General features: G+C 66.0%; 11 protein-coding genes and 3 pseudogenes. 5 read left to right on the top strand and 9 right to left on the bottom strand.

All coding sequences use genetic code 11. The features are described from left to right. From FQ389_RS16930 to pyrR, 6 genes are all read right to left on the bottom strand, one after another. Positions 1 to 673, bottom strand: a 673-nt coding sequence (locus FQ389_RS16930) for a carbamoyl phosphate synthase preATP-grasp domain-containing protein (RefSeq protein WP_456085333.1), incomplete at its 3' end; no start/stop codon positions are given. Beyond that, the gene (carA, locus tag FQ389_RS16935; RefSeq protein ID WP_186296495.1) at positions 673 to 1815 is read right to left on the bottom strand and encodes a glutamine-hydrolyzing carbamoyl-phosphate synthase small subunit; all 1143 of its coding nucleotides are present in this window, start codon (positions 1813 to 1815) and stop codon (positions 673 to 675) included. The genes carA and FQ389_RS16930, both read right to left, overlap by 1 nt. Further along, positions 1812 to 2309 carry a PH-like domain-containing protein gene (locus FQ389_RS16940; protein WP_144209733.1) on the bottom strand — a complete coding sequence of 166 codons (498 nt, stop codon included), beginning with the start codon at positions 2307 to 2309 and terminating at the stop codon, positions 1812 to 1814. The genes carA and FQ389_RS16940 overlap by 4 nt, the downstream gene beginning before the upstream one ends. Further along, positions 2306 to 3598, bottom strand: coding sequence for a dihydroorotase (locus tag FQ389_RS16945; RefSeq protein WP_144209736.1), 1293 nt, complete (start codon positions 3596 to 3598; stop codon positions 2306 to 2308). Before FQ389_RS16945 ends, FQ389_RS16940 begins: the two co-directional genes overlap by 4 nt. Continuing rightward, the gene (locus tag FQ389_RS16950) at positions 3595 to 4563 is read right to left on the bottom strand and encodes an aspartate carbamoyltransferase catalytic subunit (RefSeq protein ID WP_144209739.1); all 969 of its coding nucleotides are present in this window, start codon (positions 4561 to 4563) and stop codon (positions 3595 to 3597) included. The genes FQ389_RS16945 and FQ389_RS16950 overlap by 4 nt, the downstream gene beginning before the upstream one ends. Continuing rightward, positions 4560 to 5132: a bifunctional pyr operon transcriptional regulator/uracil phosphoribosyltransferase PyrR gene (gene pyrR, locus FQ389_RS16955; RefSeq protein WP_144209742.1), complete on the bottom strand. Its 573-nt coding sequence runs from the start codon at positions 5130 to 5132 to the stop codon at positions 4560 to 4562. The genes FQ389_RS16950 and pyrR overlap by 4 nt, the downstream gene beginning before the upstream one ends. Positions 5133 to 5271: 139 nt before the next feature. Between pyrR and FQ389_RS16960 the strand changes: the two are divergent. Further along, positions 5272 to 6217 (top strand): annotated as a pseudogene (locus FQ389_RS16960) (HNH endonuclease); the annotation flags it as partial. Positions 6218 to 6228: 11 nt separating this feature from the next. Here the strand turns inward: FQ389_RS16960 and FQ389_RS16965 are convergent. From FQ389_RS16965 to FQ389_RS20935, 3 genes and pseudogenes are all read right to left on the bottom strand, one after another. After that, complete coding sequence (locus tag FQ389_RS16965; RefSeq protein WP_144209766.1) at positions 6229 to 6657, bottom strand: cellulose-binding domain-containing protein; 429 nt, start codon at positions 6655 to 6657, stop codon at positions 6229 to 6231. A gap of 185 nt (positions 6658 to 6842) precedes the next feature. Then, positions 6843 to 6989 (bottom strand): annotated as a pseudogene (locus tag FQ389_RS22995) (ABC transporter ATP-binding protein); the annotation flags it as partial. Beyond that, positions 6990 to 7466, bottom strand: a pseudogene (locus FQ389_RS20935) (YmdB family metallophosphoesterase). 129 nt (positions 7467 to 7595) lie between these two features. Here FQ389_RS20935 and FQ389_RS16985 point away from each other — a divergent pair. From FQ389_RS16985 to FQ389_RS17000, 4 genes are read left to right on the top strand one after another with little or no spacing between them, the layout of a single operon-like run. Then, positions 7596 to 7817 (top strand): hypothetical protein, encoded by a 222-nt coding sequence (locus tag FQ389_RS16985; protein ID WP_144209751.1) that lies wholly within the window; start codon positions 7596 to 7598, stop codon positions 7815 to 7817. Further along, a complete protein-coding gene (locus FQ389_RS16990; RefSeq protein ID WP_144209754.1) occupies positions 7805 to 8104 on the top strand; it encodes an MFS transporter in 300 nt (99 codons plus the stop codon). The genes FQ389_RS16985 and FQ389_RS16990 overlap by 13 nt, the downstream gene beginning before the upstream one ends. 41 nt (positions 8105 to 8145) lie before the next feature. Further along, a complete protein-coding gene (locus FQ389_RS16995) occupies positions 8146 to 8448 on the top strand; it encodes an MFS transporter (RefSeq protein WP_260860862.1) in 303 nt (100 codons plus the stop codon). Between the two features lie 9 nt (positions 8449 to 8457). Beyond that, on the top strand, positions 8458 to 9156 hold the full coding sequence (locus tag FQ389_RS17000; RefSeq protein ID WP_144209760.1) for a hypothetical protein: 699 nt from the start codon (positions 8458 to 8460) through the stop codon (positions 9154 to 9156). Positions 9157 to 9691: the final 535 nt, after the last annotated feature.

Raw genomic sequence — 9691 nt, forward strand, 5'->3', positions numbered from 1 at the left:
GCTCCAGCTCGAATTCTTTCCAGCCGTAGATCGATTCCTCGACCAGCACGTTGGCGCTGGGGCTGGCCGCCAGCCCGGCACCGGCCATCCGGTCGACCTCCTCGACGGATCGCGCCATGCCCGAGCCCAGCCCGCCCATCGTGAAGCTTGGCCGCACGACCACCGGCAGGCCGACCTCCTCGACCGTCTCGCGGACTTCGTCCATCGTGTAACACATTCGGCTGCGCGCGGATTCACCACCGACCTTGGCGACGATGTCTTTGAACATCTGCCGGTCCTCGCCGCGCTGGATGGCTTCGAAGCCGGCGCCGATCAGCTCGACGCCGTAACGCTCCAGCACGCCGTTCTCGTACAGCGCGACCGCGGTGTTGAGTGCGGTCTGCCCGCCCAGCGTGGCCAGCAGCGCGTCGATCTTGTTGCCCCGCTCGGCCTGCTGGGCGATCACCTTCTCGACGAACGCCGGGGTGATCGGTTCGACGTAGGTGTGGTCGGCGTACTCCGGGTCGGTCATGATGGTGGCCGGGTTGGAGTTCACCAGGCTCACCTGCAGGCCTTCGGCCCGCAACACCCGGCAGGCCTGGGTGCCGGAGTAGTCGAACTCGCAGGCTTGGCCGATGACGATCGGCCCGGAGCCGATCACCAGCACGTGGTTGAGGTCGGTGCGGCGCGGCACTAGCGGCCCCTTCCGCTGTCGTGAGCAGCCATCAGCTCGATGAACTGGTCGAACAGGTACTCCACGTCGTGCGGGCCGGCAGCGGCCTCAGGATGGTATTGCACCGAAAACGCCCGTCCGCTGGTCAGTTTGACGCCCTCGACGACCCCGTCGTTGACGCAGGTGTGGCTGACGATCGCCGCGCCGAACGGGGTGTCGAACCGCTGGCCGGCCTCGCATTCCAGCGCGAAGCCGTGGTTCTGGGCGGTCACAGCGACTTGCCCGGTGGCGTGGTCGATGACGGGGATGTTGATGCCGCGGTGCCCGAAGGTCATCTTGTAGGTGGACAGGCCTAGCGCCCGACCCAGGATCTGGTTGCCGAAGCAGATACCGAACAACGGGATTCCGGCGTCCAGCACCTGGCGAGTCAGCGCGACGGTGTGGTCCGCGGTGGCCGGGTCTCCGGGCCCATTGGACAAGAACACCCCGTCCGGCTTGATTTCGGTGATCTGCTCAAAGGCCGCCGACGCCGGCAGCACGTGGCTGCGGATGCCGCGGCGGGCGAAGTTGCGCGGCGTGTTCGTCTTGATCCCCAGGTCCAGCGCGGCAACCGTAAACCGTTGGAGAACCTCGGGTTCCACAACGTAGGCGGCCGGGGTGCTGACCTCGCCGGCCAGGTCGGCGCCGAGCATCGACTGCTGGTCACGAACCCGTGCCAACAGTTCCTTCGGGTCGGCGACCGCCGCACCGGAGAACACTCCGGCCTTCATCGAGCCGCGGCTGCGCAGATGCCGCACCACCGCACGGGTGTCGATGCCGGCGATCCCGACGATGTCCTGCCGGATCAACTCGTCCTCGAGCGTCCCGGTAGCCCGCCAGTTGGAGGCCCGTGGCGACGGGTCGCGAATCGCGTACCCGGCCACCCAGATCTTGTCGCCGCGACTTTCGGCGTCCTCGCCATTCCAGCCGGTGTTGCCGATCTGCGGCGCGGTGGCGATCACGATCTGGCGGTGATAACTCGGGTCGGTCAACGTCTCCTGGTAACCCGACATCCCGGTGGAAAACACGGCCTCCCCGAGGGTTTGGCCGATCTTGCCGAATGACCGGCCGGTGAAGACGCGCCCGTCTTCGAGTACCAGTAGAGCCTTGGTGGTTACGGTCACGCAGCGTCCTCCAGCCAGCCTTCGTAATCCTCGCGGTTGCCTGCCCTAAATCCGGTGTCGATCTCAACGCTGGAGGAGAGCCGCCATCGGATGGCCAGTATCCCGCTGCGGGCGGCGACCTTACCCGCCATCGAGCGCTCGGTGCGCAACTCGGTGATCGCGCTTTGCGGAATCCAGACCGGGTTGGCGCGGACGCGTTCCAGCAGGATTCCTTCGGGATAGCGACTCACCACGGCCTTGCTGCGATAGCCCAGACCGCTGGCCGTCACGCGCTCGTTGGGTTCCGGCGCCATCGTCGACCCGACGTACACGCCGCGCAGCGTCGTGGTCGCCATACCGACCTCGACGGGCACCTGCGGCAGGGTGCCGATCAGCTCCTGCTGGCGCTCTGCGCGCCGACGCCAGCCCAGCATCATCACCTGGATGACCACCGCGATCGCCACCACCAGCATGGCCGCGAAGATCAGCGACCCCACCAGCGTTCCGGGATTCATGCGGGGCTCTTCCCGTCGCGGGCGGTGATCCTCCCGCGCAGCAGCGTGACCGTCACGGTGGCGGGTAGGGTCATAGACTCGAAAGGTGTGTTGTCCGAACGGCTGGCCAGGTCGGCCCCGGAGACCGTCCACGTCGCGTCGGGGTCCACCACCGTCAGGTTGGCCGGCTCGCCCACCTCGAGCGGCCGACCCTGGTCCGGTAATCCGACGATGCGCGCGGGGTTTTCGCTCATCACCCGGGCCACGTCCCGCCAGGTCAGCAGTCCAGGCGTCACCATCGTCTGGACCACCACCGACAGCGCCGTCTGCAGCCCGAGCATGCCGGGCCGCGCCGCGGAGAACTCGCAGCACTTCTCATGCTCGGCGTGTGGGGCGTGATCGGTGGCCACACAGTCGATGATCCCTTCCGCCAGCGCCCGACGCAGCGCCACCGCATCGGAGGCTTCCCGCAGCGGCGGGTTGACGCGGTTCACCCCGTCATAGCTGACCAGCCTGCTGTCGTCGAGCAGCAGATGATGCGGTGTCACCTCAGCGGTGATCGAAATACCTTGCCCCTTAGCCCATTTCAGTAGCTCGATGGTCCCCGCGGTCGAGACGTGGCAGATGTGCACCCGGGCGCCGGCATCGCGGGCCAGCAACGCATCGCGGACGACGATCGATTCCTCGGCGGCCCGCGGCCATCCCGTCAGTCCCAGTCGCGACGCCGTCGGCCCCTCGTGTGCCACCGCGCCAACAGTCAGCCTCGGCTCCTCGGCGTGCTGGGCGATCAGCACGCCCAACCCGGTGGCGTACTCCAGGGCCCGGCGCATGATCAACGGGTCGTGCACGCAGGTGCCGTCGTCGGAGAACATGCGCACCTGCGCGGCGCCGGCGGCCATCATGCCCATCTCGGTCAGCTCGGTTCCGTTCAGGCCGACGGTGACGGCGCCGACCGGATGCACATCCACCAGCCCGACCTGCTGCCCGCGGTGCCAGACGTGGTCGGTGACCACCAGGCTGTCGGCGACCGGAGTAGTGTTGGCCATCGCGAACACCGCGGTGAAGCCGCCCAGAGCGGCTGCGACCGAACCGGTTTCGATGTCCTCGGCGTATTCGCGACCGGGCTCACGCAGGTGGGTGTGCAGATCGACGAACCCGGGCAGCAGCACATGGCCGGTCGCGTCGATGACGTCGGCGCTGTAGGGAATGGCCAGCCCTGTCCCGATTGCGGCGATCTGCCCGTCATCGATCCGGACGTCCACCCGCTCACTTTCGCCGTACAACCGCACGCCGCGCAGTAGCACCGTCACGAGGTCCCCTCTTTCCCGTCTGTCCCCACCGATAAGGTTCCGACCAGGACGTGGAACAGCACAGCCATCCGCACATGCACGCCGTTGGAAACCTGTTGTAGTACCGCGGATTGCGACGAATCCGCCACCGACGACGCGATTTCCATGCCGCGCACCATCGGACCCGGGTGCAGCACCACCGCGTGCCCCGGCAGCATCGCCTGGCGGCGGCCGGAAAGCCCGTAGCGCACCGAGTATTCGCGTACCGACGGGAAGAACCCGCCGTTCATCCGCTCGGCCTGCACCCGCAGCATCAGTACGGCGTCGGTGGCGGGCAACTCGGCGTCGAAGTCGTAGGAGACGGTGGCCGGCCAATTTTCCACCCCGACCGGCAGCAGCGTCGGCGGCGCCACCAGCACCACTTCGGCGCCCAGCGTGGCCAGCAGGGTCACGTTGGAGCGGGCGACCCGGCTGTGCAGGATGTCGCCGACGATCACGATGCGGCGGCCCTCGATGCCGCCGAGCCGCTGGCGGATGGTCAGCGCGTCCAGCAGCGCCTGGGTGGGGTGCTCATGCGTGCCGTCGCCGGCGTTGATCACCGACGGGCCGGCTTCGCGATCGCGGGTCCAGTCAGCCAGCAGATGCGCGGCGCCGGAGGCCGGATGCCGGATGACCAGCGCGTCGGCGCCGGCGGCGTGCAGCGTCAGCGCGGTGTCGCGCAGCGACTCGCCCTTACCCACCGAGGATCCCGACGCGCTGACGTTGACCACGTCCGCGCTCATCCACTTCCCGGCCACCTCGAAAGACACCCGGGTGCGGGTGGAATTCTCGTAGAAAATCGTGACCACGGTGCGCCCGCGCAGCGTCGGCAGCTTCTTGATCTCGCGACCTACCAGGGCCTGCGCGAACCGGTCGGCATCGTCGAGGATCGCGGTGGCGTCGTCGCGGCCGAGATCCCCGGCGGTCAGCAGGTTCCTGGTCATCAGTCGCTCTCCCGCGCGAGGACGACTCCGTCGCGGTCGTCGTGCTCGCGCAGCAGGACGTGCACACTCTCGGCGCGGGAGGTCGGCACGTTCTTGCCGACGTAGTCGGCCCGCACCGGCAACTCGCGGTGGCCGCGGTCGACGAGTACCGCCAGTTGCACGGCTCGCGGGCGGCCCACATCCCGCAGCGCGTCCAGGGCGGAGCGCACCGAACGGCCCGAATAGAGCACGTCGTCGACGAGGATCACCAGCGCGTCGTCGATGCCCCCGGCGGGGATCGAGGTGGCCTCCAGCGGGCGGGGCGGTTTGATGTTCAAATCGTCGCGGTACAAGGTGATGTCGAGTGCTCCGTGGCCGACCTCGACACCGCTGAATTCGCCGATATTGGCGGCCAGGCGGTTGGCCAGGATCACGCCGCGGGTCGGGATGCCCAGCAGCACCACCCGGGATGCGTCGGGACTGTCCAGCGCGGTCTTCTCGATGATCTGATGCGCGATACGGGAAACGGTTCGACCGACGTCGGCCGCCGACATCAATTCGCGACCGGTTGCGGAATCACCCGCGGCGCTCATGCGAAACCTGACCTCCTTATCCGCCTCTCCGGACGGATCGTTAAAGGATGTCGACTGCCGGGCAGCGTAGCACCTCACGACGTGCGACGCGTTGGTGGCCTCGCCTACAATCGAACTTATGTTCGAGTACGGTGGTCTGGCCGCCGTCGCCCTCGATGTGCTGCGCCACGCGCACGACGCGGACCTGGGTGTTCCGGCCGCTCGGCGCGCCGCGGCGTGGCGGCCGAAATCGCGATGGCACGACGCGATTCCCCGATTCGGGGTGGCCCAGACATCTCGGGCTGGCCAAGGCGCTAGTGTGCGAAATGCCGCACACGCTTGCGGCCCTGCAGGCCAGGTTGCTGTCGGAGTGGCGAGCCACGCTCATCGTGCGCGAGTCGGCCTGCCTGGATGTCGACGATCGCCGTATCCTGGGTGCTGAGCTGTGCACCGACGCCTCCTCGCTGGAGGGGCTGGGCGATCCGCAGGCGGCTGTCGATCGGGCCGCCAAGGCCGAGTCGGACCGCACCGTGACCATCCGACCGGCACCCGACGCGATGACGTTCGTCATCGCGCTGCTGCCGGTCGCGCAGGGTGTGTCGGTGTACGCGGCGCTCAAGCGGGCCGCCGACACCACGTTCGACGGCCGCAGCCGGGGCCAGGTGATGGCCGATGCGTTGATCGAACGCGTCACCGGCCGGCCTGCGCAGGTCGCGGTCAATTCTGGTGATGTCCGACGAGTCACTGTTGGGCACCGTCATCGGCGCCCGCGGGCGCGGTCATTGGTCGCGATGGAGTCGCGTACCCGCTGTTTCCCGGCGGGATGGGCTGCATTCATCGGCATGCGGGATCGGTGTTGCCGGACGCCCTACTGCGACGCGCCGATCCGGCACACGGATCACGCCACGCCGCATCGCCCGGGGCGGGGCGACCAGTGCGACGAACGGCGTCGGCATATGTGAGCGGTGCAACTACACCAAGGAAGAGCCGTGCTGGCACGTGACAGCGGAGATCGACAAAAGGGATGTCACACAGTGGAGTTCGTCACACCGACGGGGGCGCGCTACCGGGAGCTGCCCGCCCCTGCTGCCCTGGGACCCGGGTAGCGGTCCGGCCGCTAGCTGCACGGAAATTGCCTGTTGAGAACGCAATTCGCCGGCGGCGAGAAGGAGCCGCTCAGCACGCCCCGGAAACCACCGGTGGCCGAACCACCCGGTGCAATGCTGCGATTCCAGTTCGCGGGTCCGAGCACGAAATGCGTGCCCGACTGAGTGAAGCTGCTGTTCCAGGTGTGCGAAATACCTTCTCCCGCCGGCAAGTCGAACTCGATCCGCCAATCTGTGAGCGGCGTCATACTCATGTTGGTGACGGTGAAGTGCGCAATGAACCCGGTCTGCCACGCATGCGCCACCGACAACGTCGCCGCGGCCGCGGCAGCGTGAGCCACGGGGGCGAGGGCGCATCCGAGAACGGCAGCAACCAGTGCCGACATGCTCGCGGCAAGGGCTGTGCGCCAGCGCCTCACGCAATTGTTGAGTCCGGCCATGGCAGCCAACATAAAAGCAGCCAGGCAATACCGGCCTTCGCATCACCGGCAGCTGCCGTACCTTTGCCCAACCGAAACCGACATGAAATTTTGACGCGACACACAACGGCCGCCGCAGGCCGGTTCTGCCACCCGACGTTGTCGCATCCACGGTAAACAACTCCAACGCTGACTCACAGTGAATTCCCTGTTTCCCCAAATAATCTGCTCGCGTGAATGACCCTTCCAACGGGCAGTCGTGCCCGCGGGACACCGCGCAGCCGCAGCGCCAGCTCGATGTTGGACCGCACGGTGCGCCACGGCAGCAGAGCGTTGTCCTGGAACACGAAAGCTTACTTTTCGTTGACGCTCGACCCATGCAGGTCCACAATCACCGCGCCACGCCGGTCGATTGACTGCCATGCTCGCCACAACGGCGTGACGTGTTGTGGTTCGGTCAACCACCGACCGAACAACGGTTCCTGCTCGACCACGGCGGTTTTGCTCATCAGGTTGACCACGGTGAAATCTGTTCCAGCGGCCTTCAATTGGAGCACGCCGTCGCCCGGCAGGTCGTCGGGCATGTTGAACGGGCGCAACACCCGCGGGTGCGCGAGCGCCTTCTCCACATCGGCCATCTCTCCGTCTCAGGAGTGGTTGCCCCCGGTGATGACATCGACACCAGATTCGAGCAGGCGTTCTGCCATTTCGATATGAAGCCCTGAACCCGGTCCGCGGGGTCCGCTGCGCTGTGCGTTTTCCGCGTTGACCACGGCCAGGTCGACCCCGCGCGAAGCGTTGATATAGGCCGTGTTTGAGACGTGTCTCACTTATCCGCACGACAAGCACGCACGTTCCCCCGTTGTTAACGCGCACGTCGACGACGTTCGATTTCGCGGCCGCATACATCCCGAGACTGAGGAGGTATTTGACGGTTCCTCACCATCAGGGAGAAGTTCATGACACGGACCCTGGATGCCACTACGGCAACCGCCCGGACACCAGTGGATCCGATCGAAAAAGCCCTCGACAACGCCCGGCTGAGCCTGTTTCACCTCAAGGCCGCCGCGACCGTGGGCGCCGGCTTTTTCACTGATGCTTACGACCTCAACGTCATTGGCACCGTCATCCTGCTCGTGAAGCCGGAGTTCGGGCTGAGCTCCGGACGGTGGCGCTGCTGACCAACTCGGCCCTGCTCGCCGTGGCCATTGGCGCGTTTGTGTTCGGCAGGCTCGGCGATCTGCTCGGCCGGCGCACCATGTACGGCCCGGAGGCCGCCATCATGGTCGTCGGCGCGCTGCTGTCCGCGCTCGCCACCGAACTTCGCCTGGTTGCTGGTCGCCCGGTTCATCCTCGGCATCGGGAGCGGCGGCGACTACCCGGCGTCCAGTGTGATCACCACGGAGTACGCCAACCACTTCAACCGCGGCCGGGTCGTCGGCTTCGCATTCCTGTTTTTTTGCGTTAGGTCAGGTCTCAGCTTACCTTGTAGCACTTCTGGTTCTGGCGATGAGGACGCCACACGAACTGGCCTGGCGGCTCATCCTGGGCCTCGGTGCGTTGCCGGCGCTGCTGGTGCTGTGGAACCGCAGGCATATGCCGGAGTCGCCGCGCTGGACGTTGCGGGTCGCCCAAGACCGCGAACTCGCCGAAAGCGACCTGTCCGTGTTTTCGCAGACGACGCAGCTCGTCGCCGCCACCGGCAAGGCGCGGGTCAGGGTACGGCTTTCGGAGGTGCTGACCAATCGCACCTTCCTGATCACGCTGATCGGCACCGGCGGCAGCTGGTTCTTCTTCAGCATCGCGACCTAGGGCAACGCCGTGGGCCAACCGCTGCTGATCAAAAGCATCTTCCCGTCGACCGACACCGTCGCCAATGTGGCGATCAACACCGTGCTGATGATCTGTTTCGGCCTGAGCGGTGCGCTCGTCGGGTTGGTGGCGGTGGATCGATTGCACCGCACCACTTTGCAACTCTCGGGACTGGTGTTGTGCGCGGCGTCAATGTTGCTGATCGCCGTGATTCCCGGACTGATCCATACCGTCATCGCGTTCGCGGCGGTGTTCGGGCTGCCCTTGTTCCTTCGGCCCGAACTATGCGCTGATCCTACTCGGCGCGGAGTGCTATCCCACCGCCGTGCGCAGCACGAGACACGGGTTGTCGTCATGCCTGGGCAAGGTGGGCGGTTTCCTCGACAGCCCACTGCAATGGCATCGCATAAAAGTCTAAAGCCAATGAAAAGCAGTAGCAACACGAGAGATAGCCCTCGGCCAGGCTTTCGTGTGGATCCTACCTTAACGATGATGCTGAAAAAGTGCCACCAGGTCAGCAGTGAGCTTCCAAGCGGAATGATCGTGGCCAGCACCAACGCGGTCACGTTGAGATTTTGCATCAACGATTTCAGGGTCTTGGTGTTTCCACGCGCGAGAGTCATTAGGCGCAAGCACGCGAAAACAACCGGAAGTAGACCGAGAAGCCAGATCGAGAATGTCCGATCTACAGGAATACCGGGATGCTGACCTTCACGTTTCGACGTAAAAGAAACGCCAATAATCTGACGCACGGTCTCGTGACGATGCCGCCGGACCGCAGACCACGCTCGATCACGCGTTGCGACAGGGGGTTTGCGGGTTCGGGCAATCCGCGACTGGGCCGGCCGAACGGGAGTGCCTCTTGCGTCAGGTCACTCGCTTCGCCGAGATCGCCGAGGGCTCGTTCGTGTGGACCCGCGATCCCGTCGGATGGTTCTGGCTGGGACGACTTGATGCACGTACGCCCCTGTGAGTGGCTGCCGGCGCCGGTGGTCGAACAGTTCGTGCCGGCGGCTGCCATCGCCACGTTCGCGCGCGGTGGCCGAAACTTTCAGGAAATCTACCATGCATCGATTGGCGATGACACACAACGCATTTGGCAGCCGCGCACCGGTCGGGTCTGTTGCACGGATGGGTGACAACCGAGATCGCTTGCCCAGGGTGGGCGGGCTGGAAGGATGTCACCATGGCAAGCCCTATCCCAAGGAGTTGTGCGACGACGTTGTGCGGGTAGCCCGCAACC

The sequence above is a fragment of the Mycobacterium tilburgii genome, assembly GCF_902168065.1.
Taxonomy (GTDB): domain Bacteria; phylum Actinomycetota; class Actinomycetes; order Mycobacteriales; family Mycobacteriaceae; genus Mycobacterium; species Mycobacterium tilburgii.